We start from the raw sequence: 25,497 nt of genomic DNA on the forward strand, positions 1-25,497 counted from the left end.
GGTTAGAACAGTAGTTCGATCTTGGTAAGTGGCTGCTACGGGATGAGGGCGTCCCAGGTGGCCTTGCCGACGACGCCGTCGTCCTTGAGGCTCTTGGACCGCTGGAAGATCTTGACCGCGTCCTCGGTCTTGTCCTGGAAGTCGCCGTCGACGCCGACCCACGAGTAGCCGTGGTAGACGAGGAGTTGTTGCAGGTAGCGGACTTCGTCGGGGTCGCAGTTGCGGTCGCGGCGCAGGGTCGGGCGGCGCACCGGCGACCAGCCGCCGTCGTCGACCTCACGGTAGGACTGCCGCACGGTGACCTCGCCGTCCTTCGGGTCGCGCTCCTCGGCGAGGTTGCGGTAGTCCTCGTAGTTCATCGGGTCGGTGGTCAGCACGTCGCGCCGGTGGTCCTTGCCGGAACCGTAGACGCTTTCGTACCAGTCGAAGGCCGGGCCGTTGGCCATCGTGCACTCGCGGATCGGGTCGGCCGCGGCCACCGTCGCCACGTCGACCGGGATGTTCATCTGGCTGTGGATGGCGTCCGCGTCCAGGTCGTGCAGGCCGGCCAGCAGCCGGGCGACGGTGTAGAACTGCTCGGCGTGCCGCGCCTCGTGCAGCACCGTGGACACCAGGTCGGCCTGGTCCTCCTGGGTGGCCGCGTTGACCCAGTCGTCCGCGAGCCGGGTCTCGTTGATCGACATCTCCCACTCCCACCAGGTGAAGATGCCGTGCGTGTCGGCGTCCAGCGCCTTGCTCGCGAACGTGACGTCGGGCACCCCGGCGGCCTCGAGCCGCTCGTTGGCCGCGCCCTTGAGCGCGGCGAGCCGGTCGTCCAGGGTCATCGAGGTGTGCAGGATGCCGTGCACGTCGTGGACGAACTCGTCCACCGAATCCTCGGAGCGCAGGCCCTCCAGGTCGCCGAACTGGCTCTCCAGGCTCTGCCAGGTGGGCTGGTCGCACACGCCGTCGCTGCTCGCCAGCTCCGCGTCGCTCTGGTAGCGCTTGACGGCGGCCTCGGTCTTGTCGCCGAAGACCCCGTCCATCCAGTGGACCTCGTCGTAGCGCAGGTCCCGCAGCAACCGCTGCAGCAGCTTCACATCAGGGCCACGGTCGCCGTTTCGCACGGTGCTCGGCATGGCGCTCCTCCTCCGGCGTGGGGTTCAGCCGGAGTATCAGGCGCTGGAACGGCCCACCGCGCGAGCCGAGAGGGCAGGCGAACGGGCAGGCCGAATCGGCCTGCCCGCCGGCTGCCGCCGTTCGATCAGGAGGTCGGCGTGCTGCTCGACCCGCCACCCATGTCGATCTTCTTGCAGGTCGGCGCCTGGTCGAAGGCGTCCTTGAGCTCCTTGTTGGCTTCCAGGCTCTTGGTCGGGTCCTCGAGGTCACCCAGCTTCGACAGGTCCTCGCCGACCTTGGTGAACGCCTCCTGGAACGCGGCCGGGTCGCTGGCCGAGGCCTTGTCCAGGTTCGTCTTGGCCTCGTCGACCGCCTTCTTGGCCGAGTCGAGGGCGCTGATCAGCTTCGCCACGTCCTCCTTGCCGTTGGCCACCGGCGGGTCACCGGAGTCCTTGAGCGAGGTGGCCATGTGACCCAGCGCCGTGGAGAACTTGCCGAGAAACGAGACCATGTTGTCCTTGGTCTTGGCCATGTCCGACGGATCCACGTCGGGCGTCTTGCCCAGCGCCTCGACGTCCGGCTCGATGGACTTGCACACCTTCTCGGCCCAGTCGACCGCGGAGCCCGAACCACCGCTCGAACCGGAGCCGGAGTTGGACCCGCTGCCGGAGCCCGAGTTTGAGCTGTTTCCGCAACCCGCCAAGGCGAGGGAGAGCGCGGCCGCCGCGACGGTGGCCACGGTAAGACGGCGAATCATGGGTTGTCCCCCTATCCAGTTAGTGACGAAACATCGTCTCATGTCCGAAATGGACGAAATGCTCCGGGGCCGGCCCGGAAACCGGACCGGCCCCGATTCATGTTGTCAGGTAAGGCGATCAGGCCGCGCCGTTGGTGATCCGCTCGGCCGGGTTGTCCGCGATCGCCGTGCCGCGCCGCTTGGAGACCACCACGGCCCCCACGATGATCGCGGCGGCGACCAGCGCGATGACGATGCGCAGGGCGGTGTTCTTGTCCTCACCGATCGACAGCGCCACGATGGCCGGCGCGATCAGCAGCGAGACCAGGTTCATCACCTTGATCAGCGGGTTGATGGCCGGACCCGCGGTGTCCTTGAACGGGTCGCCCACCGTGTCGCCGATCACGGTGGCGGCGTGGGCCTCGGAGCCCTTGCCGCCGTGGTGGCCGTCCTCCACCAGCTTCTTGGCGTTGTCCCAGGCACCACCGGAGTTGGCCAGGAAGATCGCCATCAGCGTACCGGTGGCGATCGCCCCGGCCAGGTAGCCGGCCAGCGGGCCGACGCCGAGCCCGAAACCGACGGCCATCGGCGCGAGCACGGCCAGCAGGCCGGGGGTGGTCAGCTCGCGCTGCGCGTCCCGGGTGCAGATGTCCACGACCCGGCCGTACTCCGGACGGACCGAGTAATCCATGATGCCGGGGTTCTCATGGAACTGGCGGCGCACTTCGAACACCACCGCGCCGGCCGCCCGGGACACCGCGTTGACCGCGAGCCCGGAGAACATGAACACGACCGCGGCGCCGATTGTAATGCCGACCAGCACGTTCGGGCTGAACACGATGAAGTTGAACGAGGACACGTTGGCGATCGACTGCTTCGCCTTGTCCACCGCCTTGCCGATCGCGTCGGTATAGGAGCCGAACAGAGCCGTCGCGGCGAGCACCGCCGTGGCGATCGCGATGCCCTTGGTGATCGCCTTGGTGGTGTTGCCCACCGCGTCCAGCTCGGTCAGCACCTGCACGCCCTCGCCCTGGACGTCGCCGGACATCTCCGCGATGCCCTGCGCGTTGTCGCTGACCGGGCCGAACGTGTCCATTGCCACGATCACGCCGACGGTGGTGAGCAGGCCGCAGCCGGCGAGCGCGATGGCGAACAGCGACACGAAGACCGAGCCGGAGAGCAGGAACGCGCCGTACACGGCGGCCCCGATCACGAGCGCGGTGTACACCGCGGACTCGAAGCCGACCGAGATGCCGGCCAGGATCACCGTGGCCGGGCCGGTCAGCGAGCTCTTGCCGACGTCCATGACCGGCTTGTGCTCGGTGCCGGTGAAGTAACCGGTCAGCCACAGGATCACGCCGGCCAGCACGATGCCGATGATCACGGCCACCGCGGCGATCAGCGCCGGGCTGCCGTCGACCTGTGCGGCGTCCCCGGTCAGGCCGTCCAGCTCGGAGAACGAGTTCGGCAGGTAGATGAACGCGGCCACGCTGCACAGCAGCGCGGAGATCAGCGCGGAGATGTAGAACGACCGGTTGATCGCGACCAGGCCACCCTCGCCGGCCCGCGCCTTGGTGAGGTAGACGCCGATCACCGCGGTGATCACGCCGAGCGCGGGGACGATCAGCGGGAACAGCAGGCCCTGCGCGCCGAACGCGGTGCTGCCCAGGATCAGCGCGGCGACCAGCGTGACCGCGTAGGACTCGAACAGGTCCGCGGCCATCCCGGCGCAGTCGCCGACGTTGTCGCCCACGTTGTCGGCGATCGTGGCGGCGTTGCGCGGGTCGTCCTCGGGGATGCCCTGCTCCACCTTGCCGACCAGGTCGGCGCCCACGTCGGCGGCCTTGGTGAAGATCCCGCCGCCCACCCGCATGAACATGGCGATCAGCGCGGCGCCGAAACCGAAGCCCTCCAACACCTTGGGCGCGTCGGCCGCGTAGACCAGCACGACCAGAGAGGCGCCGAACAAGCCCAGCCCGACGGTGCTCATGCCGACCACGCCGCCGGTGCGGAAGGCCACCCGCATCGCCTTCTCCCGGCCGCCCTCGTCCCGCGCCGCGGCCGCCACGCGAAGGTTCGCCTGCGTGGACAGCCACATGCCCAGATAGCCGATGGAGAACGAGAACCCGGCGCCGACCAGGAAGAAGATCGACCGGCCGATCCGCTCACCCCAACCCTCGGCCGGCAGCACGAGCAGCAGCAGGAACACGATCACCCCGAAGATCGCCAGGGTGTTTCGCTGCCGCTGCAGGTAAGCCGCCGCGCCTTCCTGCACCGCCTTCGCGATGTCCTGCATCTTCGCGGTGCCCTGCCCGGCCGCCAGCACCTCCTTGAGCAGTACGTAGCCGACGCCCAGCGCAGCGAGGGCGATCACGGCGACCACGACGACCACGCCGCGATCACCTCCGGACAGCGACAGGCCATCCGCGAGCAAGTGCCCGGACATCCGTCCTCCTGGTACCTCTACCGGCAGCAATGCCGGTGACCGGTGACTGGACGTGGTCGCCACCGGGAACTCAACGTATTGGACCGGCGGAGTCTATTGGTTCTGTTATTCCGCCCTGCGGGGTGTTCCCGTCGGGGGCCTGTGCCAAGCTCCCGGACGTGCGCGAGAACACCGGTCGGGGGCTGCTCGACCGCGTGCTGGCCGGGGTTCCCGGCGGCGAGAATCCGTTGACCCACGTCAGAGATCTGCCTGAGCGGCAAGCACTTCCGGTCGACTGGCCGGACTGGGTGCCGGCCCGGGTGCGGGAGGCGTTCGTCCGGTGCGGCGTGGCGGCGCCATGGGCGCATCAGGCCGAGGCGGCCGGGCACGCGCACGCCGGGCGAAATGTGGTGATCGCCACGGGCACCGCGTCCGGGAAGTCGCTGGCCTACCAGCTGCCGGTGGCCGTGGCGCTGTCGGCGAACCCCCGGGCGACCGCGCTGTACCTGGCGCCCACCAAGGCGTTGAGCGCCGACCAGCTCCGGTCGGCATGCGCGCTGGACCTGCCGAAACTGCGCCCGGCGGCCTACGACGGGGACACGCCGATGGCCGAGCGGGACTGGGTCCGGGCGCACGCGCGGTGGGTGTTCACCAACCCGGACATGCTGCATCGCGGCGTGCTGCCGGCGCACGGGCGGTGGGCGGCGTTCTTCCGGAAACTCGCCTACGTCGTGGTGGACGAGTGCCACGGGTACCGCGGGGTGTTCGGCTCGCACGTGGCGTTGCTGCTGCGGCGGCTGCGCCGGGTGGCCCGGCGGTACGGGTCGGACCCGGTGTTCGTCCTGGCCTCGGCGACGGTGACGGACCCGGCCGCGTCCGCCTCCCGGCTGTCCGGTGTGGACTGCGTGGCGGTGACCGCGGACGCCTCGCCGCGCGGGGCCCGCACGGTCGCGCTGTGGGAGCCGCCGCTGTCGGAGCTGACCGGTGAGAACGGCGCGCCGGTGCGCCGGGCGGCGGCCGCCGAGGCCGCGCGGATCCTGACCGACCTGGTGGTGGAGGGCGCGCGGACGCTGGCCTTCGTGCGGTCCCGGCGGGGCGCGGAGCTGACCGCCCTCAGCGCCCGCCGGGCACTGTCCGAAGTGGACCCCGGGCTGGCCGGGCGGGTGGCGGCCTACCGCGCCGGGTACCTGCCGGAGGAGCGGCGGGCCCTGGAGGACGCGCTGGCCAGCGGCGAGCTGCTGGGCGTGGCCAGCACCAATGCATTGGAGCTGGGGGTGGACATCGCCGGGCTGGACGCCGTGGTGATGGCCGGCTACCCGGGCACGCTGGCCTCGTTCTGGCAGCAGGCCGGGCGGGCGGGCCGGGCCGGCGACGGCGCGCTGGTGGTGTTCGTGGCACGGGACGACCCACTGGACACCTACCTGGTGCACAACCCGTCGGCGGTGCTGGACAAGCCGGTCGAGGCCACGGTGCTCGATCCCGGCAACCCGTACGTGCTGGCGCCGCAGCTGGCCTGCGCGGCGAGCGAGCTGCCGCTGACGCCGGCGTGCCTGGCGGACTTCGGCGGGGCGGCGGCGACACGGGTGGTCGAGGACCTGGTGGCAGACGGCCTGCTGCGCCGGCGCCCGACCGGGTGGTACTGGACCGGGCGGGAACGCCCGCACGCCAATGTGGACATTCGCGGGTCGGGGGGCGAGCAGGTCGCCGTGGTGGAGGCGGACTCCGGGCGCATGCTCGGCACGGTCAACCCCGGTTCGGCGTGCGTGACCGTCCATCCCGGCGCGGTGTACCTGCACCAGGGGGCGTCCTATGTGGTCGATGAGCTCGACCTGGACAGCGGGCTCGCCCTGGTGCACGCGGAGGATCCGGAGTGGACGACGTCGCCCCGGGAGGTTGTGGACATCTCGGTGCTGTCCACGGCGCAGCGGCGCGAGCACGGCGGGATGGCGGTATGTCTGGGCGAGGTCGGGGTGACCGCGCAGGTGGTCGGCTACCTGCGCCGGTTGCCCACCGGTGAGGTGCTCGACCAGATCCCGCTGGACCTGCCGGAGCGGACGCTGTCGACCCGGGCGGTCTGGTACACGATCAGCGAGGAGTTGCTGGGCGCGGCCGGCCTCACCCCGGCGCGGGTGCCGGGTGCGCTGCACGCCGCCGAGCACGCCGCGATCGGCCTGCTGCCGCTGTTCGCCACCTGTGACCGTTGGGATATCGGCGGCGTGTCCACGGCGATGCACCCGGACACCGGAGCGGCGACCGTGTTCGTGCACGACGGCCACCCGGGCGGAGCAGGGTTCGCCGACCGCGCGTTCGCCGCGTTCACCCCGTGGCTGACCGCCACCCGGGACGCGATCGCCGCCTGCGAGTGCCCGTCCGGCTGCCCGTCCTGTGTGCAATCCCCCAAGTGCGGCAACGGAAACGAGCCCCTAGACAAAGCCGGCGCCCTCGCCCTCCTGACCGCCGTCCTGGCAGCCATGAACTAGCGCGCCCAGACCAACCGCACCTCAGGGGACCGTGACGGCACCCAGCCACAATCAACCCGATATCCGCAGCGTTCGCCGGGACGCAACGACCACAACAAAATTCCGGAGAGGCGGGTCGGAGGCGGACCAGTACAGCAGCGCGCCGGGGCGGCCGGTTCTTGACCGGCGCGTCCCGGCGCGCTGCATATCGCCGAACACGCGGAGGGCCCTGCTACCGCTCCTTGTGACGGGCGACCACGGGATGATCGGCTGGGTGTCCATCGCGGCGTACGGAGATAAACGGGAGGCGGGAAGCTCCGTGCCGAATGGTCAACCCTGGGGCCAGGTGTTCGCCGATCTGGTCCCGTTGCTGCCTGCCACGCGGGAGGTCGAATCCCCCTGCGAGTGCCCGGCGGGTTGCCCGGTCCGCGACTCGCCGGCTGGGTGCGGGAGTTGCGACAAGTCGCGTTCCTGGGCGGGTACTGAGGTTGGGCATGGTCCGATGTGGTCAGTCCGCGGAGACGACGAGCTGACGGGTGGCGGCGCCGGCCGCCCGGGTGGCGATGGCGTCGAGAAGTGCGTCCTGGACGACGTGCGCCGCGGGGATCTGCCAGCCGCAGACTTCCGGCCTCACCCGCCAGTGCACGACACCGTGCTGGAACTGCGTTGGCGGCAGCGGGACCCAGCTGTCCTTGCCGTGCACCACGACGTCGCCGTGCCCGGCCAGTGCGTCCGCGACCCGGTGACCGGACTTGGTAAGGAAGATCCAGCGCCCGGTGGGCGTGGCGATGATCGGCACGGGCATGCCGAGCGTGCGCAGCACCCGGGCCGCGCCGGTGCCGAGCGAGCTGCCGACCTCGATGGCGTCGAGGGTGGCCCCGGTGGCCAGCAGCAGGCTGTACGGGCGACCCGCCCACCAGCTCGCGACCTGTTCCGGTTGGGTTCCGATGCGTTCCGGCCAGTCCTTGTGCACCGGAGCGGGTCCGCTGTCGTCCATGCCGTCGCGGCCCGCCCAGTGCGCGCCGGCCGGATACGTGCCGGGCAGTACCGGCCAACGGCGCCACGCCAGGCCGATGGCCTGGGCGCGCAGTTCGACGCGGAACGCTCGCCGCCAGTTATCCGACCAGTCCATTTCCAACATCTCGGGTGCTTGCCTCCTTGCGCATCGGGCTCCGGGTCGGTGCCCACATGTGACTCAACGACATTTCCTGACCGCTTTGAAACTTGCAGTCGACAACTGGTCGCTGTGGCACGCCGAATGAAAGGTGGTCGGAAGACCGGGTGAACACTATGGGTGCGATCACCGGCCACCGAATTGGCCCCGGAGGCCCCCGGCCTACCGTTCGTCGCCGCTGAACGACCGTTCCTCGTACGCGGACGACCGCTGCCCGTGCCTAGATGATCACTCCGGCACTGGCCCGGCCCGTGCCCGCGCGGTCGCTGAGCCGAAGCCTAATAGCAGGTCCGGGGTTTGCGCGGTGATCTCCACCTCGGCGTCCCAGCCGGCGAGCCGGCAGGCGGAGAGCTCCACCCGCATTCGCCGGGCCACCCAGCGCGCCCGCTCGCAGGCCCGGTCGGAACCGGCGGTCGCGGAGGCGGCGGCCGCCAGCGCGGCGAGATCGGCGGCGCTGTCCGCCCGGTGCCGGGTCGCCGCGGCCGAACCGAGCCCGACGATCAGACCCACCACGAGCAGAACCGCGGCGATGCCACCGGCCGCCCAGACCGACGCCGAACCCCGGTCGCCGGTGATCATGGCTCGCCTTCGGGGTTCGCGGAGTCGGGTTCGGCGACCGCGAAGGCGTGGCCGGTCACGTGCAGGCCGGGGATCAGGCCGCCGGCCGGGGTGGCGGCGACCTCGACGGCGATGGTGTCGCCGTCAAGCTGGATCGCGACGTGGGCGCCGCGTGGGGCGATCGTCTCGGCGGCGGTGCGGGCCCGGTCCGGCTCACCGCGGGCGGCCAGCCGGGCGGCCTCGCGGGCCGCGTCGGTGCAGCGAAGCTGGTCGGTGACGGCGGTGATCGCGGCCAGCGCGAAGCCGAGCACGGTGACGAACGCGCAGAGGACGATCGCACCCTCGACGGTGACCATTCCGGCGTCGTGGCGGCGGCGCATCAGAAGCTCACCGACAGCGCCCGCTGCACCAGCGCGGACAGCGCGCCGACGACGCCGTCGCCGGTGACGACGCCGTAGAGAATCGCGGCGAACGCGGCCGCCGCGATGGTGCCGATGGCGTATTCCGCGGTCGACATGCCGTCGTCCGGGCGCCAGCAGGCGTGGATCAGTTTGCGCAACATGGGGTTTCTCCTTTGATTCAGGGATGGACGGAAAGCTGGGTGGCGAGGCCGATGACGACCGGCACGATGCCCAGGCAGACGAAGGCGGGCAGGAAGCACAGCCCGAGCGGGCCGGTGATCAGCACGCCGGCGCGCTGGGCGCGGGCTTCGGCGAGGTCGCCGGCCTGGGCGCGGATGGCCGCGGCGAGCTCGACGGCGACACCGGCGAGCGCCGTTCCGGATCTCGCGGTGCGCCGGGCACCGCGAGCGAGCTCGGCCGTGCCGGGGCAGTGCAGTGCGGGTTCCCAGGCGGTGACCGGATCCGCCCCCAGAGCAAGGAGTTCGGACGTCGACCGCAAGGCCGTGGCCGCCGCCGCGGGAAGGCCACCGGCCACGGCGAGCACCGCGGTCGGGACCGGGAGACCGGCGCGCAGGCAGGCGGCGAGGAGGTCCCACGTCGCCGCCGTGGCGAGCTGATCTCCGGCCGGTGCAGGCGCGGCCGACCGGCGCCGAACCCAGTGCGCGGCCAGCCAGCCGGCCACGGCGACGCCACCACCCACCGGCCAGCCGCCGAGCGCCGCGGCCAGCGCACCCGTCGACACCGCGAACGCCACCGGCACCAGCCGCGCCCGGATCACGGCCGCCGGTCCCGGCAGATGCCACCAGCGCCGACCGGTCACGGTGGTGCCGATCGTGGCCAGGCGCGCTTTGGCCAGCGCGGGGCCGGCCGAGCCGAGCGGCAGGGCTGCGGCGAGGAGAAGGGCGGCGAGGCTGAGCGAGGTCACCGGAACACCACCGCCTTGGTGAGGTGCGCGCTCCAGGCGACCCCGGCGCAGCCGAGGGCGGCGCCGACGGGAAGCAGGAGTTGGCCGGCGGGGGTGGCGAGCAGGATGTGCAGCGGATGGGCGCCCATGGCCTGGCCAAGGGCGATGCCGAGGAGGGGAAGCAGCGCGAGGATGGTGGCGCTGGCCCGGGGGCCGGCCATCCTGGCCAGTACCTGGCGGGCGAAGCGGGCGCGGGAGTCGAGATCGGCGCGGACGGCGTCGAGCACCTCGGCGAGGGGCAGACCGTGGCGGTGCCCGAGGGTCCAGGCGCGGGCGAGCTGGTCGAGGACCGGTGCCGTGGTCGGGTTCGCCGCGCGGCTGGTGTGTAGCGCCTGGTCCAGGTCGCCGTCGAGGCGGGCGGCCGCGGCCAGGGCACGCAAGGCGCGCGCGGCGCGCGGCTCGGCGTCCGAGGCGGCGGACTCGCACGCGGCGGCCGGATGGGCGCCGGCCCGGAGCTCGGCGACGACCGACCGCACGGCCTCGGCCAGCCCGTCGATGGCGCTGAGCGTCTGCCGCGTCGTCCGGCGGACGGTCCACCGTCGCCAGGCCGTGGCCGCGCCGAGCGCGCAGGCGATCGCGCCGCCGAACCCGCCGGCCAGCCACCCCAGCGAGCCAAGCCCGAGGGAGATCATCGCGGTGGTCGGCCGGGGCAGCCGGACCCGGCGGCGCGACCGGGCACCGGCCGGGACGAGCCCACGGAGCCGGACGGCACCGGGTTTTGCCGGCCAGCACAGAAAAGCCGTCGCCAGCAGCACGAGAGAGATCACCACGGCGGCGTCACTCCGCGGGCGGTGAGGGCGTCGTACAGGGCCTGCTGCCAGGGGAGCCAGCCGGTGGGCCGCCAGGCGGGCAGCACGCGCAAGCCCAGGTCGTTGTGGTTGAGGAGGGCGATTTCGGCCAGGTGGCGGGTGCCGTCGGGGTTGCGTCGCATGTGGAGGATGACGTGCACCGCGGCGGCGAGCTGGCTGTGCAGGGCGTCTCGCGGGAGGCCGCCGAGCGCGGCGAGCGCCTCCATGCGGGCCGGGACCTCGGCCGGGGAGTTGGCGTGGATGGTGCCGGCGCCGCCGTCGTGGCCGGTGTTGAGGGCAGCCAACAGGTCGCCGACCTCGGCGCCGCGCACCTCGCCGACCACGAGGCGGTCGGGACGCATCCGCAGGCCCTGGCGCACCAGGTCGGACAGGGTGACCTCGCCGGCGCCCTCGATGTTCGGCGGGCGGGCGATGAGCCGGACGAACTGCGGATGGTCCGGGTGCAGCTCGCCGGCGTCCTCGACGCAGACGATGCGCTCGTGCCCGGGCACGCGGCCGAGCAGCGCGGAGAGCAGGGTGGTCTTCCCTGAGCCGGTTCCGCCGGAGACCACGAACGCCATCCGGGCGTCCACAATGGACTCCAGCACGGATTGTGTTGGCGTGTCGAAGGTGCCGAGGGCGCGCAGCGCGCTCAGGTCATGGGTGGCCGGGCGCAGGACCCGCAGCGACAGGCACGTGCCGTCGGCGGCGACCGGTGGCAGCACGGCATGCAGCCGGACCCGGCCGTGTGGTCCGGTGCCGGGCAGCCAGGCGTCGACGAACGGCTGCGCATCGTCGAGCCGCCGGCCGCAGGCCAGGGCCAGCCGCTGGGCCAGCCGCCGCACGGAATCCTCGTCCGGGAACACGACCTCCGCGCGCCGCAACCCGCCCGCGCCGTCGACCCAGACCCGGTCCGGGCTGGTGACCAGGACGTCCGTGGTGCCCGGATCGCGCAGCAGCGGCTCGAGCAGGCCGGCGCCGGCGAACTCCTGACGCAGCAACCGAAGTGCGCTCAGCACGTCGTCGTGGCCGACCACCCCACCGGCCTCCCGGCGCACCGCGTCGGCCACCACCGCCGGGGTGAGTTCCACGCCGCCAGCGGCCAACCGGCTGCGCACCCGCTCGATCAGGTCGCGGCTCATGCGGCGACCTCGCGATCACGGGTCAGCGCGCGCAGCGTGACGCGAGCCGCCTTGGCGAGCGGGCTTTCCAGCTTGAGCTTGAACTCCCCACGGTCGATCATCCGGGCCACCCCGGGCTCCGGCCGCATCGAGTGCAGCAGCGGAAGACCGACCGCCTCGGCCACCTCGTCGGGACTCAGCCTGCCCGGCGCCGGACCGCGCACGATCAACTCGGCCGTGTGGCCCCGCTCCGCCAACCGGCTCACCATGATCTTGGCCGCCACACAGGCACGCACCTCGGCCGGCACGATCATCACGGTCAGGTCGGACCGCTCCAGCGCCGTGTGAGCACAGTCGTCAAAGTTCCTCGGCAGATCACAGATCACCGTCTCGCCACCGCGCCGCCCGGCCTCGATCACCGCAGCCACCGCATCCGGCTCGGGTGCCGTGCCCTCCCGTGCCCCGGACAGCAACGAAAGCCGCGCCGACCCCTCCGTTCGCCCGGGCAGCGCCGCATGCAGCGAGGACATCGCCACCCGCCCGCCACGCAACCGCATGTCCGGCCAGCGCAACCCGCTGTCGGACTCCGCCCCCAGCACCAGGTCCAACCCACCGGCCAGCGCGTCACAGTCGATCAGCAACGCACTTTCCTCGGCGCGCAACACACTCAGCCCCGCCGCGACGGCGAACACCGACGCCCCCGCGCCACCCCGGCTGCCGAGCACCGCGAGCACGCGACCGGCCGAATTCGCGGGCGCCTCCGCCACGTCGGCGAGCGCCCGCACCAGCCAGTCCTCATCAGCAGGCAGCTCGATCACCCGCTCGGCACCGAGCCGGACCGCGTCCCGCCACACTTCCGTGGGCGGCGGCGCACCCACCACCAGCGCCACCCCGCCACGCCGGGCCAGCCCCAACTCCCGGCACTCCCGCGCGCTGTCCGCGTCCAGGATCACCAGCGGCGCGCTGTTCCAATGCGCCCGCGCCTGCGCCGTGTCCGCGACCCGCTCCACCGCACATCCCGCCGCCGCCGCGAGCTTCAGCACATCGTCGAGCAACTCCTCGTCCTCGACCAACGCCACCGTGCGCTTCACACTCATTCGCCTGCCCCACCCCAACGCCGATCGTCCGCAACCGGCGGTGCTGCCGGCGCAATCCCACGATCGACCCGCCCCGAGCCCCCGACACCGCCCAATGATCAACATGGGGACAACCACCCCGAATGTGGACAACCACCCCAACCAAGATCACCGCAACGCCGTTTTGTCGGTGGCACACGACAGACTGGGCGGGGGCCGCCTGCGCTCGCCCAGATACGCACCCAGTTCGAAGTCCAGGGCCGAAGCCCAGTGGGGCCCGGTAGGGGTCCAGGGGCGAAGCCCCGGTGGGGGGTCCGGGGGGCGAAGCCCCGCCGGCCGGGGGTCTGGGGGCTTGGCCCCCAGAAGACACCTCAAATCCCACCTGGCGAGCGCCCTCCGCGAGCAAGCACAACCAGGGATTTGAGGACGACCCCCGCCAGGGGGGAGGGACGGGGGTCGTCAGAAGGTTCAGCCCCGGGGGGTCGGACTGAACCGTCCGGTCTAGCCGGACTTCCCTTACTGTAGCTCGTTCCTGCCGGCGCCGGGTGACAACGGGGTCGAGGCGCGCCAAGTTTCGCAATATCGATGGTTGTCGCTGGTCGTCCGTATGCTGGCAAGGTGACCGACTCTCGCAGCGAGGCGACGGGCAGCGCCGTGGCCGCGTTCTTTGACCTGGACAAGACGGTCATCGCGAAGTCGAGCACCCTGGCCTTCAGCCGCCCGTTCTTCCAGAGCGGGTTGATCAACCGTCGAGCGGTGCTGAAGTCCGCTTACGCGCAGTTCGTGTTCGCCTCGTCGGGCGCCGACGCCGACCAGGTCGAGCGGATGCGCGCGCACCTGACCGCCCTGTGCACCGGCTGGGACGTCGCCCAGGTGCGCTCGATCGTCGAGGAGACCCTGCACGACATCGTGAATCCGCTGGTCTACGCCGAGGCCGCCGACCTGATCGCCGACCACAAGGCCAACGGCCACGACGTCGTGATCATCTCGGCGTCCGGTGAGGAGATCGTCGCCCGGGTCGCGGACATGATCGGCGCCACGGGCTTCGTCGGCACCCGGATGGTCGCGGTCGACGGGCGGTACACCGGCGAGATCGACTTCTACTGCTACGGCGAGAACAAGGCCGCCGCCGTCAAGCAGCTGGCCGCCGAGCGCGGCTACGACCTGGACGCCTGCCACGCGTACTCGGACTCGGTCACGGACCTGCCGATGCTCGAGGCGGTCGGCCACCCCACCGCGGTGAACCCGGACCGGGCCCTGCGCGCCGCCGCCCTCGAGCGGGGCTGGCCGGTGCTCACGTTCACCAAACCGGTGTCGCTGCGCTCCCGGTTCCACGCACCGAGCGGCACCGCCGTGGCGGTCACCGCGATCGGGCTCGGCGCCATCGCCACCGCAGGCGCCACGTGGTACGGCCTGCACCGCCGGCGCCGGCCGAAAACCTAGGGACACAAGGGAATCCGCGTCACCCGACCGGCGGTACCCAGACACGCCCGAACGCCGGTATGCCCTGGTAGCAACCGACAAGAATACGCGCACTCAGCGTGTCCGTACACCACTTCCGGGCTCTTTAACGGTGCACCCATATGTGCCCTTGAAGTGGCTCCAGCCAGTGAGTAGAAAGTAGGTGCGGACTTCCGATCGGCCAGGGACGAGGCGAAGAGAAGCCCCGGGCCACCCCGGCGGAACTCCGTGCGTGAACACTGGAGTACCCACGCGCAGCACGCCGCGGGAGGCATGTCGTCAGGGACTGCGTACCGGGACGCCGGACGCCGAGGCCAGGTAAGCACGACACCGTTGCACGCTTGGTAACCCAAGTGTTCACGCGGACGATCTGGGCGATCCTTGCCCGCGGAAAGCGCGGGCATGGATCGTCCGATTTTGTTCTGGGGGGCGACCCCCCAGACCCCCACGGTGCTAGCTCCTCACGACCCGGCGCTGGGCACGTTGGTTCTGAACCAGCCGCGGGCTCTACTCCTGAATTTCTTGCCATGCAACGGTGTGTTGACCCGCGTGCGGTGACGTGGGTAACTTGCTGATACTGTGCACAGTTGGTAAGGATCTTTCGGAGTGGTGGCCATGCGGATCCGTCGTGGGGTGTCCTGGGGGGTTGCCGCGCTGGTGGTGGGCTCGGTGCTGGGGGCGCCGGCGGCGCGAGCCGTGGTGATGGGGGTGCCGACCAACGAGGTGCTGGCCATCCAGCTGCTGAACCGTCTGTCGCTGGAACAGAAGGTGGGCCAGCTGTTCGTCGTTTCGGTGTGGGGGAAGTCGGCCGATGAGGCGCATCCGACGAATCAGGCCAATTATGGGGTGGACACGCCGGCGCAGGTGGTGGAGCGGTACAACGTCGGCGGCGTCATCTATTTCAACAACTCGTCCACGGACAACGTGGACAGCCCGCGGCAGGTGGCGGAGCTGTCCAACGGACTGCAGCGCGCGGCGATCCGCTCGGGGCTGCACGTTCCGCTGATCATCGCCATTGATCAGGAGGGCGGAAACGTCACCCGGCTGGAGTCGCCGGCCACGGAATTTCCCGGGAACATGGCTATCGGCGCGGGTCGCAGCGCCGCGGACGCCCGCAGCCTGGCCACGATCAACGGGCACGAGCTGCGCGCGATGGGGATCAACCAGAATTTCGCACCGGTCGCCGATGTGAACTCAAATCCGTTGAATCCGGTGATCGGGGCGCGGTCGTTCTCGTCACATGCGGATCTGGCGAGCAATCTTGTCGCCGCGGAAATCCAGGGATACCAGAATTCCGGGCGCGCGAAGGAAACGGTGTCGTCGGCGGCGAAGCATTTCCCGGGGCACGGGGACGCGGCGACGGACAGCCACACCACGCTGCCGATCATCAACCGGACCGAGGAGGAATGGCGGCGCATCGACCTGCCACCGTTCCGGGCGGCCATCGCGGCCGGCGTGGACGCGATCATGACCGCGCACATCGAGATGCCCAACATCGAGCCATCGGGAGTGCCGGCGACGCTGTCCCACCACATCCTCACCGACCTGCTGCGTGACGAGCTCGGCTACCGCGGCGTGATCGTCACCGACGCGCTGGGCATGGGCGGGGCGAACGTGTTCCCGCCCGAGGAGATCCCGGTCCGAGCCCTCGAGGCCGGCGCCGACGAGCTGCTCATGCCACCGGACCTGAACCTGGCGAAGAACGCGGTGATCAACGCGGTGCGCTCCGGCCGGCTCACCGAGGAGCGGATCAACCAGAGCGTGCTGCGGATCCTGCTGCAGAAGGTCAACCGCGGCGTGCTGACCGGCCCGTTCGTGGACGTGGACAAGGTGGACAGCGGAGTCGGCACGCCGGCGCATCTGGCCGAGGTGCAGCGGACCAGCGACCGCACCACGACCGTGCTGCGCAACGACGCCGGCCTGCTTCCCTTGCGCACCAAGCCGAACACCGTGCTGGTGACCGGCCTGGGCGACACCGGGCTCACCGCACGCAGCCCGCAGTGGCTGGCCGCGAGCCTCACCGCCCGGGGCATCAACGCCACCGCGATGCCCAGCGGGTCGGTGCCCAGCGAAGCGACCATCACCCAGATCGTGACCGCCGCCCAGGGCGCGGATGTCGTCATCGACCTGACCAACAGCCTCGGCACCCGCGCCTCCCACCGAAACCTGCTCACCCGCCTGCTCGCCACCGGCAAGCCGGTCGTCCCGGTCGCCACGCAGATCCCCTACGACGCCGGGTTCATCGACGCCCCCACCTGGGTGGCGACCTACTCCTGGCGCGCGGTGTCCATGGAGTCCCTGGCGAAGGTGCTCCTCGGCGAGGTGGCGCCGCAGGGAAAGCTGCCGGTCGACGTGCCGGCGGGCAGCGATCCGGCCACCATCCGGTACGCGTTCGACACGGGGTTGACATGGTGATCGGGCGGCGCGGATTCCTCGCCGCCTCGGCACTCACACCGGTCGCGGCCGCCGCACCGGCCGGCGCCGAGGTGCGGGACGACAACCTGAAACACCAGGTCACGCCGGGCGCGGACGTCCTCGCCGCGCAGGGCTGGCGCGCGCTGGCCGGACGCCGGATCGGCGTGCTCACCAACCCCACCGGCGCGCTCCGCGATCACACCCACATCGTCGACGCCATGGTCGCCGCCGGGGTCACCCCGGTGGCCGCGTTCGGCCCCGAGCACGGCTTCCGCGGCACAGCGCAGGCCGGCGGCTCGGAGGGCGACTTCCTCGACCCGCGCACCGGCATCCCGGTCTACGACGCGTTCGGCGCGTCGGCGGACAAGCTGGCCGGCCTGTACGCCAAGGCCGGCGTGGACACCGTCGTGTTCGACATCGCCGACGTCGGCGCCCGCTTCTACACGTTCATCTGGAGCATGTACACCGCGATGCGCGCGGCCGCGACCACCGGCGCCGCGTTCGTGGTGCTGGACCGCCCGAACCCGGTCGGCGGCTCGCCCCGCGGCCCGCAGCTCGACCCGGCGTTCGCCTCCGGGGTCGGGCTGAAACCCATCGTGCAGCAACACGGCATGACCATCGGCGAGCTGGCCCGGTTCTTCGACGCGGAGTTCCTGCCCGCCGACACCGGCCGGCGCCTCACCAGCCTGGACGTGGTGCGGCTGCGCGGCTGGCGGCGCGACGAGCTGCATGACGACACCGGGCTGCCGTGGCGGCTGCCCAGCCCGAACATGCCCACGCCGGCAACAGCGCTGCTCTACCCCGGCACGTGCCTGTTCGAGGGCACGGTCTTCTCCGAGGGCCGCGGCACGACCCGGCCGTTCGAGATCATCGGCGCGCCGAACCTGGACTGGCGCTGGGCGGAGCGGCTCAACGAGGCAGACCTGCCGGGCCTGCGGTTCCGGGAGATCTACTTCTCCCCCACGTTCAGCAAGTGGACCGGTCAGGTGTGCGGCGGCGTCCAGGTGCACATCACCGACGAGCGCGCGGTCGAAGCCATCCGCAGCGCCGTCATGATGATCATCACGGCAAGGCAGCTCTACCCGGGCGCGTTCGGCTGGCGGCCCGACAACTGGATCGACAAGTTGACCGGCTCGGACCGGCTGCGGCGGATGGTGGACGCCGGGGCCGGGGTCGACGAGGTGGTCGGGGCCTGGCGGGACGAGCTGGCGGCGTTCCGCCGGCAGCGGGAGCCGTATCTTCTGTACCGGTGAGGGGCATGCCATGCGCGGGCGACGGTTGTTGCTGGCCACGATGGTGCTCGCGACGGCCGCGAGCGGGACCGTAGCGGTGGCCGACAGCGAAGTGGACGGCCGGGCCGGCCGGTTCGACCGGCCGTTCCACGGGTTCGCACCGCCATGGACGACGCTGCGCGCCGGCACGCCGCGGCAGGCCGGGCTGGACCCGGCGCCGATCACCGCGGCCCTGGACAAGATCACCGCGTGGACCCGGGTCAACCCGGCCAGCGGGCACCCGCTGTTCTCCGGCGCGGTCACACTGCTGGCGCACGACGGCGTCGTGGTCAGCCACACCGCGACCGGCCAGGCGGTCCGCTACGCCGACGCCGCCGGCACGGAGCTGCCCGCCGATCAGCAGGTCCCGATGCGCCTGGACACGATCTTCGACATGGCGTCGGTGACCAAGCTGTTCACCTCGATCGTGACACTGCAGCTGCTCGAGACCGGCCGGATCGAGTTGGCCGCGCCGGTGGCCCGGTACCTGCCGGAGTTCGGCACGTTCGGCAAGGACGTGATCACCGTCCAGCAGCTGCTCACCCACACCTCGGGGCTCAAGCCCGACCCGGTGCCGTCGCTGTGGGCCGGCTACCCGGACATCCCGTCCCGGCGTGCGGAGGTCATGACCGAGATCCCGGTCAACCCGCCGGGCAGCACGTATCTGTACTCCGACATCAACCTGATCGTGCTGCAGCTGCTGGCCGAGCGGCTCACCGGCAAGGGCCTCGACGAGCTGATCCGCACCGGGATCACCGAGCCGCTGGGCATGGTGGACACCGGGTTCAACCCGCCGGTCGCCAAGCTGGACCGGATCGCGGCCACCGAGTACGAGGCGAACCCGCCGCGCGGCATGGTCCGCGGGTCGGTGCACGACGAGAACGCCTGGTCGCTCGGCGGTGTCGCCGGGCATGCCGGGATCTTCTCCACCGCCCGTGACCTGGCCGTACTGGCCCAGACCGTGCTCAATGGCGGCACCTACGGCGGCCACCGGATCCTGCGTGCGCAGACCGTGGACGCCATGCTGACCAACTACAACCAGGCCTTCCCCGGGCACGACCACGGGCTGGGGTTCGAGCTCAACCAGCGGTTCTACATGGGCGGGCTGTCCGGGCCGCGCACCGCCGGGCACACCGGCTTCACCGGCACCGACCTGGTGATCGACCCGGCGTCGCGGTCGTTCGCCATCCTGCTCACCAACCGGGTACACCCGAGCCGGGGCTGGGGATCGATCAACCTGGCCCGGGAGAGCGTCACGCTGGGACTGGCGAAATCGCTCGCGGTCCGGCCGAAACGGGGCCAGGACGCGTGGTACACCGGCATCGGTGACGCCAGTTCGGCCACCTTGACTACCGATGTCCTCCATTCGGATGGACCCGTTTGGGTGAGCTTCGCGACATTTATCGACAGCGAGGACACCGACCGGCTGGTGCTCGAGTCCAGCGTGGACGGCACCACCTGGCAGGCCGTCCCGGTGACCGCCGAGGGTCCCGGTGCACCGCCCGGACCTGCGCAGACGCTGTCGGGCTCCGGGCACCGTAGCTGGTGGACGGTGCACGCGGAGCTACCCCGGGCTGCGGACATCACGTTCCGTTGGCGATTTACCACCGATAGTCGCTACACCGGTCGCGGCATCTATCTCGACGCCATTCTTATCACTGACGGTAATCGCGCGCTCCTCAACGGTGAGAAAGAACCCCACATGTTGCACCCGCAAGAGTGGCAACCAAAATCTCGATGACGTTGGAGCGATAACAAACCCCGTACCATCAGCGATTCTGCTGGCAAGCCCACAAGGCGTTGCCAGAAGTTTCGGACGGGTTTGGGTAGCGTAGCCGGTACAGGTCACGCATCACCTTGTCGTACCCTGTGACTGTTAGTAAGTTTCCCACGTGAGCGCGAGTGCCATGACAACAGAGCACCTAGAGTCCAGCCCCCTGGTTCGCATCCGTTCGCTCCTGCCGGGCCTAGCCCGAGCGGAGCAACGGGTGGCCAAGGTCGTGCTGGACAACCCGTCGAGCGTCGCCCGCCGCAGCATCACCGAGGTGGCCGACGCCGCCGGCACCAGCGAGACCACGGTGACCAGGTTCTGCAAGGCCATCGGCGTCGGCGGCTATCCCGAGCTGCGCATCGCGCTGGCAGCGGACACCGCGCGGACGGAGATGCGCGTCGACCGCGACCTCGGCGGCGAGATCGCCCCGGACGACGACCTGGCCACGGTCGTCGGCAAGGTCACCTTCGCCGACGCCCGAGCCGTTGAGGAGACGGCCGCGCAGCTCGAGGTGGACGTACTTCAGCGGGTGGCGGACGCCATCGCGGCAGCCGGCCGGGTGGACGTCTACGGCGTCGGCGCGAGCGCCTTCGTGGCCGCCGACCTGCAGCAGAAGCTGCACCGGATCGGCCGGGTCAGCTTCGCCTGGAACGACACCCACATCATGCTCACCTCGGCGGCCGTGCTGGGTCCCGGCGACGTCGCGGTCGGCATCTCGCACACCGGCGCGACCATCGACACGGTCGAGACGCTGCGGGTGGCCCGCGAGCGCGGAGCCACGACTGTGGCGCTCACGAACTTCCCCACCTCGCCGATCACCGAGGTGGCGGACCTCGTGCTGACCACGGCCGCCCGGGAGACCACGTTCCGCTCGGGCGCCATGGCCAGCCGGATCGCCCAGCTCACGGTGATCGACTGTCTGTTCATCGGGGTCGCCCAGCGGCACCTGGAGCAGTCCATGCGCGCGCTGGACGACACGCGGGAGGCGGTCGGCGCGCACCGGCTGGAGACCCGTCACGACGGGCGACGGAAAGTTCGGGAGACCGGGAAATGACCTGGGAGGCCGTCGGTAGCGACCGTCGCGACGTCGACGGCCGGCCCGCGCCGGCGGCCACCGGTGGAGAGCAAGGGGGAGACGAAATGACCGTGCCGCGCCAGGCGGTGCACGTGGACTCTCCGACGGAGCGGCGGAACCCGCGCACCACCAACATCGACCAGCTGTCCACGCTGGAGATCCTCCGGGCGATCAACGCCGAGGACCGCCTGGTGCCGGACGCCGTCGCGGCCACCCTCCCCGCCGTGGGCACCGCCGTCGACCTCGCCGTCGAGGCGCTGCGCACCGGCCACCGGGTGCACTACGTGGGCGCCGGCACGTCCGGGCGGCTGGCCACCCTGGACGCCGCCGAGCTCCCGCCGACCTACAACGTGCCGGCCGACTGGTTCGTCGTGCATCAGGCCGGCGGCCCGACGGCGCTGCGCTCGGCGGTGGAGAACGCCGAGGACGACGAGGAGGCCGGGGAGCGCGAGCTGGCCGGCGCCGAGCGCGGTGACTTCGTGCTGGGGCTGACCGCGTCCGGGCGCACGCCGTACGTGCTCGGGGCGCTGCGCGCGGCCCACCGGCGCGGCGCCACCACCGCGCTGATCTCGAACAACCCGCTGGCCACCCGGTCCATCGACGTCGACGTGATGATCACCGTGGACACCGGGCCGGAGGCGATCGCCGGGTCCACCCGGATGAAGGCCGGCACCGCGCAGAAGCAGGTGCTCACCGGCTTCTCCACGGCCGTCATGATCCGGCTCGGCCGCACCTACTCGAACCTCATGGTGAGCGTCCGGGCGAACAACGCCAAGCTGCGCGGGCGGACCGTGCGGATCCTGCGCGAGGCAACGGGTCTCGGCCTCGAGGAATGCTCCGACGCGCTCACCGCGGCCCGCGGCGACCTCAAGGTCGCGCTCGTGCACCTGCTGTCCGGAGTGGACACCCGGCGGGCGGCGGCCGCGCTCACCGACACCGGCGGCCACGTCCGCCGCGCGCTGGCGACGCTGCGCGCCACCGCCGTCTAGGGTGTGTCGAAAGTGCGCCGGGGTCGGCAAATCATTGGCGAGGGCGGCCGTCACACGGCGACAAGGACAGGGCGAGGAACGAGCCCCTGCCCGCAGGCGTCGTCAGCCAACCACCCACGACAGGCAACCACCCACACCGGCCCGCAACCCCCAGACAACTCGACCCGAGGCCGTTCACCGGAGGCGACCGGCGGCCTTGCCCGAGTTGACAAACACCCGTCTAGACGTGGCGGCGGGCCGAGACACTAGGCAATCTCGGCCCGCACTGTGGGGATCCCACGTCCGCGAGGAAGGGGGAGAACTCGCGCACCTCAAACGGTACGGCGGCGGGCACGTGGGTCGCTGAAGCCTCGCTCAACACCCGGCGTTGCGGTAGGTGCCCGGGGTGATGCCGTAGCAGCGGCGGAACCAGCGGGTCAGGTGTGCCTGGTCGGCGAAACCCGCCCGGACCGCCGCCTCGGCCACCGGATGGCCGGCGACGATCAGCCGCCGGGCCGCCCGCAGGCGCAGCAGCCGCTGGTACTCGCTGGGCGCGAGGCCATAGCTCTCCTTGAACGCCCGGTACAGCGCATACCGGCTGCAACCCGTTGCGGCGGCGAGGTCTTCGGCGCTCACATCGTCCAAATAGGACTCATTGAGCACGGTCCGGGCCCGGTGGGCGGCCACGGTGGCCGCCTTGACGTTCGCGGTGGGGGACGTTCGGTGCGCGCCGCGGTGCACCAGCGCGGCGACGGTGGCGGCCAGCGCCTCGTCCCGGACCAGGGTGGTCGCCTCGGCGGAGAGACTGGCATAGAGCCGGGCGAGGGCGGTGGCCAGCACCGGGTCGTGCAGCACCGGCTCGTCGAACAGCGGCAGCCCGGTGGCACGGCCGGCCTTGTCGGACAGCAGATCCGCGACCAGCTCCGGTCCGATGTGGACGATGCGGTAGGTGAACCCGCCGGCGGTGGCGGCATGCCCGTCGTGCGGCTCGTCCGGGTTGAACGCCATCACCAGCCCGGCGGCGCTGGTCCGTGCCTCGCCCCGGCAGTTGAACGCCTGCGCGCCGAACTCGGTCAGCCCGAACGAGTACGTCTCGTGCGCGTGCATGTCGTAGGTGTGCCGCTCGAAGTGCGCGTGCATGGCCTCGACCGGCCGGTCGGCCAGCCTCCGGTACCGCACCCACTCTGTGTCTGATTTGCTCGCTCCGCTCGCGGGAGCGGGCAGTGACATTGGGCTCGCTCCGCTCGCGGGAGCGGGCCTTGACGCGGTGCCTTCCCTCCTGCGCTGCTCGGTCGCTCGCTGGCGCTCGCTCCCTGCGCTGCTCGTCAGTCCAGGCACCGCCGGCCCGCTCGAGTCCATGTGTCCATTGTGCCCGCACGAGCGTTCAAGACCGGGCGGTCACCCGACGCCGATGATGCGGTTTGTGCGCATCTATCTGTCGTTGGTGCTGGTGATGGCGTTCTGGGGCAGCGCGTTCCCGTCGTCGAAGATCGCGGTGCAGTCGGCGCCGCCCGAGGTGGCCGCGTTCATCCGGTTCCTGCTGGGCGCAGCGGTGCTGGTGGCGCTGGGCGGGGTGCGGCGGTTGCCGGTGCGGGATGTGGCGGCGGTGGGCGGGCTGGGCCTGGTCGGGGTGTTCGGCTACAACGTGCTGTTCTTCGCCGCGCTCACGCTCGCCCCGGCGGCGGACGGCAGCGTGATCGTGCCGGTGACCGCCCCGGTGATCACGGTCGTGGTCACGGCGGTGCTCGGCCGGCGTCGGCTGGCGGCCCGCACCGCGCTCGGCCTGATCGCGGCCGTGGCCGGGGGCGGCGTGTTCCTCGCCGGCATCCCAGCCGGTGGGGGCGAACGGTTCGCGGGCGACCTGGTGTTCATCGCCGGGGCCGCGTGCTGGGCGGTGTACACGATCTTCGGTGCGCCGGTGCTGCGCCGGTTGCCGGCGTTCACCGTGACCACCTACGCGACCCTGGCCGGCGCGCTGGCACTGGGGGTGTTCGCGCTGCCGTCGTTCGGCGAGCTGCGCTGGTCCGAACTGGACACTGGATTCTGGCTCAACCAGGCCTATCTCTCGGTTCTCCCCACGGCGTTGGCGTACGTCGTGTATTACCAGGCGGTGCGCCGGGTGGGGCCGGCTGTCTCGTCGTCGGCGATGTTCCTGGTGCCGGTGTTCGGGCTGGCGTGCTCGTGGCTGCTGCTCGGTGAGTCGATCACCGGTGTGCAGGCGGCCGGTTCGGTGCTGATGCTCGCCGGCGCGTGGCTCGCGACCCGCCCGGATGCTGGCGTGCGGCGGAAATCCCGTTTGGCCGAGGTGGCAGGGTAGGCGCATGACCGAACTGTCCGCCTATCACGCCCGGTTGCCTTACGGGGAGCGGGTTTCCGCCGATCCGGTGCTCGGCAGCCCGTTCTTCCCGTTCGACGGCGAGATCCAGGTCCGCCCGCTGGACGAGCCGATCGTGCCGGAGCCGCCCCGGCGCGGTGAACCGGGCGCGCCGCCCTGCGACCAGTGCGCCGAACCGGAGAAGTACCTGGTATGGCAGGACGACACGTGGCGGCTCTACGCCGGTTTCGAGCCGATCGGCCTGCCCATGGTGGCGGTGCTGGTCCCCGTCGAGCACGTCACGCTGCACATGATGCCGCCGGCCCTGGCCGCGAGCTTCGGGGTGATGATCCAGCGCGTCGCCCTCGCCATCGGCCGGATCGACGGCGTCGGCCGGGTCCATTTCGCCCGCTACGGCGACGGTGGCGAGCACTTCCACACCTGGTTCTTCGCCCGCCCGCTGGGCATGATGCAGCTGCGCGGCCCCATGCTCGCCGTCTGGGACGACCTCCTCCCCCGCGTGCCCGACGAGGAGTTCCAGGCCAACTGCCGCACCGTGGCCGAGGCGCTCAACGCTGGATGACCAAGCCGTCCCAGGTCCACCCCGGCATGGGCGCGTCCGTCTTGATCGCCGCGTCGCCGTCCGGATGGGACAGCATGTCGTCCACCGCCCACACCATGTAAGCCCGCAGCGCCGCCCGGAACTCCGGATCGCCAGGCAACCCGGCGTCATCCGCCGCCCGCACGAAGCACTCGAGGAACCGCCGCCCCAGGTCGCTGATGTCCCCGTTCCCGCAGTGCATCCGCAGCACGGACGTGTGGTCGCCGCACTCCTCGGAGAACCGCGGCGGCCCACCCATCACCTCGGCCCAGTAGGCCGCCAGCCGCTCAACATGCTGCGGATGCTGGTCCGGATGCGAGAACGGATGGTTCAACTCCGGATCCGCCAGACACCGCCGGTGATGAGCCTCGGCCAGCGCCAAAAACGCCGGCTCACCGCCGGCGAACTCGAACAACGTAGGACGCACCCGCCGAAGCCTGGCACGCCTGAGTGATCAACGCTATCCCCAGTAGACAACCTACCTGTGGACAACTCGGCCGGTCGTGCACTTGCGTGGGTCTTCGGCCGTACAGTGACCCCATGACCAGCCGGCAGCTCACGATGATCGAGGTCGAAGGCTTTACTTCGATCCGTAGGGCTACGGTCACGCTCGGTAGAATCAATGTTCTGGTCGGCGCCAATGGGGCCGGCAAGAGCAACTTCATCCGTGCTCTCGAACTGCTAGCGGGAGTTTCCTGGATAAGTTGATCTAGGCATGGGTTTTCGCTGGTCGGCACTGGTGTTGATCTTGTGTGGGTGTATTGCCTAACTTGTCGGCGCCCACCGGGCGAGATTGAAGGTGTCGAACAGGTTTTGCTGGA

General features: G+C 71.1%; 23 protein-coding genes. 10 read left to right on the forward strand and 13 right to left on the reverse strand.

Annotated elements, in window-relative coordinates:
* Nucleotides 1-35: 35 nt before the first annotated feature.
* The 3 genes from VGR06_RS07990 to VGR06_RS08000 all read right to left on the reverse strand — a co-directional run bounded on the left by VGR06_RS07990 (nt 36) and on the right by VGR06_RS08000 (nt 4,280).
* Nucleotides 36-1,118 (reverse strand): peptidoglycan-binding protein, encoded by a 1,083-nt coding sequence (locus VGR06_RS07990; protein ID WP_327558327.1) that lies wholly within the window; start codon nt 1,116-1,118, stop codon nt 36-38.
* Between the two features lie 125 nt (nt 1,119-1,243).
* A complete protein-coding gene (locus tag VGR06_RS07995; protein WP_327558328.1) occupies nt 1,244-1,855 on the reverse strand; it encodes a hypothetical protein in 612 nt (203 codons plus the stop codon).
* Nucleotides 1,856-1,973: 118 nt separating this feature from the next.
* Nucleotides 1,974-4,280: a sodium-translocating pyrophosphatase gene (locus tag VGR06_RS08000; protein ID WP_327558329.1), complete on the reverse strand. Its 2,307-nt coding sequence runs from the start codon at nt 4,278-4,280 to the stop codon at nt 1,974-1,976.
* 158 nt (nt 4,281-4,438) lie between these two features.
* On the opposite strand from VGR06_RS08000, the gene VGR06_RS08005 reads away from it, so the two are divergent.
* Nucleotides 4,439-6,739, forward strand: coding sequence for a DEAD/DEAH box helicase (locus VGR06_RS08005; protein ID WP_327558330.1), 2,301 nt, complete (start codon nt 4,439-4,441; stop codon nt 6,737-6,739).
* Nucleotides 6,740-7,226: 487 nt separating this feature from the next.
* On the opposite strand, the gene VGR06_RS08010 is transcribed toward VGR06_RS08005, so the two are convergent.
* The 8 genes from VGR06_RS08010 to ssd all read right to left on the reverse strand — a co-directional run bounded on the left by VGR06_RS08010 (nt 7,227) and on the right by ssd (nt 12,821).
* Nucleotides 7,227-7,850 carry a bifunctional DNA primase/polymerase gene (locus tag VGR06_RS08010; protein ID WP_327558331.1) on the reverse strand — a complete coding sequence of 208 codons (624 nt, stop codon included), beginning with the start codon at nt 7,848-7,850 and terminating at the stop codon, nt 7,227-7,229.
* A 270-nt stretch (nt 7,851-8,120) separates the two neighbouring features.
* Nucleotides 8,121-8,471 (reverse strand): Rv3654c family TadE-like protein, encoded by a 351-nt coding sequence (locus tag VGR06_RS08015; RefSeq protein WP_327558332.1) that lies wholly within the window; start codon nt 8,469-8,471, stop codon nt 8,121-8,123.
* Nucleotides 8,468-8,830: a TadE family type IV pilus minor pilin gene (locus VGR06_RS08020; RefSeq protein WP_327558333.1), complete on the reverse strand. Its 363-nt coding sequence runs from the start codon at nt 8,828-8,830 to the stop codon at nt 8,468-8,470. Before VGR06_RS08020 ends, VGR06_RS08015 begins: the two co-directional genes overlap by 4 nt.
* Nucleotides 8,830-9,012, reverse strand: a complete 183-nt coding sequence (locus tag VGR06_RS08025; RefSeq protein ID WP_327558334.1) for a DUF4244 domain-containing protein — start codon at nt 9,010-9,012, stop codon at nt 8,830-8,832. Before VGR06_RS08025 ends, VGR06_RS08020 begins: the two co-directional genes overlap by 1 nt.
* Nucleotides 9,013-9,029: 17 nt before the next feature.
* Nucleotides 9,030-9,776, reverse strand: coding sequence for a type II secretion system F family protein (locus tag VGR06_RS08030; RefSeq protein WP_327558335.1), 747 nt, complete (start codon nt 9,774-9,776; stop codon nt 9,030-9,032).
* Nucleotides 9,773-10,585 carry a type II secretion system F family protein gene (locus VGR06_RS08035; protein WP_327558336.1) on the reverse strand — a complete coding sequence of 271 codons (813 nt, stop codon included), beginning with the start codon at nt 10,583-10,585 and terminating at the stop codon, nt 9,773-9,775. Before VGR06_RS08035 ends, VGR06_RS08030 begins: the two co-directional genes overlap by 4 nt.
* Nucleotides 10,579-11,745, reverse strand: coding sequence for a TadA family conjugal transfer-associated ATPase (locus VGR06_RS08040; protein WP_327558337.1), 1,167 nt, complete (start codon nt 11,743-11,745; stop codon nt 10,579-10,581). Before VGR06_RS08040 ends, VGR06_RS08035 begins: the two co-directional genes overlap by 7 nt.
* Nucleotides 11,742-12,821, reverse strand: coding sequence for a septum site-determining protein Ssd (ssd, locus tag VGR06_RS08045; RefSeq protein WP_327558338.1), 1,080 nt, complete (start codon nt 12,819-12,821; stop codon nt 11,742-11,744). Before ssd ends, VGR06_RS08040 begins: the two co-directional genes overlap by 4 nt.
* 564 nt (nt 12,822-13,385) lie before the next feature.
* On the opposite strand from ssd, the gene VGR06_RS08050 reads away from it, so the two are divergent.
* The 6 genes from VGR06_RS08050 to VGR06_RS08075 all read left to right on the forward strand — a co-directional run bounded on the left by VGR06_RS08050 (nt 13,386) and on the right by VGR06_RS08075 (nt 21,782).
* Nucleotides 13,386-14,243 (forward strand): HAD family hydrolase, encoded by an 858-nt coding sequence (locus VGR06_RS08050; RefSeq protein ID WP_414637190.1) that lies wholly within the window; start codon nt 13,386-13,388, stop codon nt 14,241-14,243.
* A gap of 633 nt (nt 14,244-14,876) precedes the next feature.
* Nucleotides 14,877-16,676 (forward strand): glycoside hydrolase family 3 protein, encoded by a 1,800-nt coding sequence (locus VGR06_RS08055; protein ID WP_414637191.1) that lies wholly within the window; start codon nt 14,877-14,879, stop codon nt 16,674-16,676.
* On the forward strand, nt 16,670-17,929 hold the full coding sequence (locus VGR06_RS08060) for a DUF1343 domain-containing protein (protein WP_327558340.1): 1,260 nt from the start codon (nt 16,670-16,672) through the stop codon (nt 17,927-17,929). Before VGR06_RS08055 ends, VGR06_RS08060 begins: the two co-directional genes overlap by 7 nt.
* Nucleotides 17,930-17,939: 10 nt before the next feature.
* A complete protein-coding gene (locus VGR06_RS08065; protein WP_327558341.1) occupies nt 17,940-19,688 on the forward strand; it encodes a serine hydrolase domain-containing protein in 1,749 nt (582 codons plus the stop codon).
* 166 nt (nt 19,689-19,854) lie between these two features.
* On the forward strand, nt 19,855-20,772 hold the full coding sequence (locus VGR06_RS08070; RefSeq protein ID WP_327558342.1) for a MurR/RpiR family transcriptional regulator: 918 nt from the start codon (nt 19,855-19,857) through the stop codon (nt 20,770-20,772).
* A gap of 86 nt (nt 20,773-20,858) precedes the next feature.
* Nucleotides 20,859-21,782, forward strand: a complete 924-nt coding sequence (locus VGR06_RS08075; protein ID WP_327558343.1) for an N-acetylmuramic acid 6-phosphate etherase — start codon at nt 20,859-20,861, stop codon at nt 21,780-21,782.
* A gap of 354 nt (nt 21,783-22,136) precedes the next feature.
* On the opposite strand, the gene VGR06_RS08080 is transcribed toward VGR06_RS08075, so the two are convergent.
* Nucleotides 22,137-22,940, reverse strand: coding sequence for an AraC family transcriptional regulator (locus VGR06_RS08080; RefSeq protein WP_327558344.1), 804 nt, complete (start codon nt 22,938-22,940; stop codon nt 22,137-22,139).
* 244 nt (nt 22,941-23,184) lie between these two features.
* Here VGR06_RS08080 and VGR06_RS08085 point away from each other — a divergent pair, with 244 nt between their 5' ends.
* Both VGR06_RS08085 and VGR06_RS08090 read left to right on the forward strand, forming a co-directional pair.
* Nucleotides 23,185-24,078: a DMT family transporter gene (locus VGR06_RS08085; protein ID WP_327558345.1), complete on the forward strand. Its 894-nt coding sequence runs from the start codon at nt 23,185-23,187 to the stop codon at nt 24,076-24,078.
* Nucleotides 24,079-24,082: 4 nt separating this feature from the next.
* Entirely contained in the window at nt 24,083-24,658 is a 576-nt protein-coding gene (locus VGR06_RS08090) for a hypothetical protein (RefSeq protein ID WP_327558346.1), read from the forward strand.
* Here the strand turns inward: VGR06_RS08090 and VGR06_RS08095 are convergent.
* Nucleotides 24,645-25,103, reverse strand: coding sequence for a group II truncated hemoglobin (locus tag VGR06_RS08095; RefSeq protein ID WP_327558347.1), 459 nt, complete (start codon nt 25,101-25,103; stop codon nt 24,645-24,647). The two genes, VGR06_RS08090 and VGR06_RS08095, sit on opposite strands and share 14 nt — an antisense overlap.
* 113 nt (nt 25,104-25,216) lie before the next feature.
* On the opposite strand from VGR06_RS08095, the gene VGR06_RS08100 reads away from it, so the two are divergent.
* A complete protein-coding gene (locus VGR06_RS08100) occupies nt 25,217-25,384 on the forward strand; it encodes an AAA family ATPase (protein WP_327558348.1) in 168 nt (55 codons plus the stop codon).
* Nucleotides 25,385-25,497 lie beyond the last annotated feature (113 nt).

This window comes from Actinophytocola sp. (assembly GCF_036002505.1).
Lineage (GTDB): Bacteria > Actinomycetota > Actinomycetes > Mycobacteriales > Pseudonocardiaceae > DASYTH01.

Excerpts from the sequence above, each read along its gene's own strand:
- VGR06_RS07990 (WP_327558327.1), bottom strand. The coding sequence starts at position 1,118 with ATGCCGAGCACCGTGCGAAACGGCGACCGTGGCCCTGATGTGAAGCTG.
- VGR06_RS07995 (WP_327558328.1), bottom strand. The coding sequence starts at position 1,855 with ATGATTCGCCGTCTTACCGTGGCCACCGTCGCGGCGGCCGCGCTCTCC.
- VGR06_RS08000 (WP_327558329.1), bottom strand. The coding sequence starts at position 4,280 with ATGTCCGGGCACTTGCTCGCGGATGGCCTGTCGCTGTCCGGAGGTGAT.
- VGR06_RS08010 (WP_327558331.1), bottom strand. The coding sequence starts at position 7,850 with ATGGACTGGTCGGATAACTGGCGGCGAGCGTTCCGCGTCGAACTGCGC.
- VGR06_RS08015 (WP_327558332.1), bottom strand. The coding sequence starts at position 8,471 with ATGATCACCGGCGACCGGGGTTCGGCGTCGGTCTGGGCGGCCGGTGGC.
- VGR06_RS08020 (WP_327558333.1), bottom strand. The coding sequence starts at position 8,830 with ATGCGCCGCCGCCACGACGCCGGAATGGTCACCGTCGAGGGTGCGATC.
- VGR06_RS08025 (WP_327558334.1), bottom strand. The coding sequence starts at position 9,012 with ATGTTGCGCAAACTGATCCACGCCTGCTGGCGCCCGGACGACGGCATG.
- VGR06_RS08040 (WP_327558337.1), bottom strand. The coding sequence starts at position 11,745 with ATGAGCCGCGACCTGATCGAGCGGGTGCGCAGCCGGTTGGCCGCTGGC.
- ssd (WP_327558338.1), bottom strand. The coding sequence starts at position 12,821 with ATGAGTGTGAAGCGCACGGTGGCGTTGGTCGAGGACGAGGAGTTGCTC.
- VGR06_RS08050 (WP_414637190.1), top strand. The coding sequence starts at position 13,386 with ATGGTTGTCGCTGGTCGTCCGTATGCTGGCAAGGTGACCGACTCTCGC.
- VGR06_RS08055 (WP_414637191.1), top strand. The coding sequence starts at position 14,877 with ATGCGGATCCGTCGTGGGGTGTCCTGGGGGGTTGCCGCGCTGGTGGTG.
- VGR06_RS08060 (WP_327558340.1), top strand. The coding sequence starts at position 16,670 with ATGGTGATCGGGCGGCGCGGATTCCTCGCCGCCTCGGCACTCACACCG.
- VGR06_RS08065 (WP_327558341.1), top strand. The coding sequence starts at position 17,940 with ATGCGCGGGCGACGGTTGTTGCTGGCCACGATGGTGCTCGCGACGGCC.
- VGR06_RS08070 (WP_327558342.1), top strand. The coding sequence starts at position 19,855 with ATGACAACAGAGCACCTAGAGTCCAGCCCCCTGGTTCGCATCCGTTCG.
- VGR06_RS08075 (WP_327558343.1), top strand. The coding sequence starts at position 20,859 with ATGACCGTGCCGCGCCAGGCGGTGCACGTGGACTCTCCGACGGAGCGG.
- VGR06_RS08090 (WP_327558346.1), top strand. The coding sequence starts at position 24,083 with ATGACCGAACTGTCCGCCTATCACGCCCGGTTGCCTTACGGGGAGCGG.
- VGR06_RS08100 (WP_327558348.1), top strand. The coding sequence starts at position 25,217 with ATGACCAGCCGGCAGCTCACGATGATCGAGGTCGAAGGCTTTACTTCG.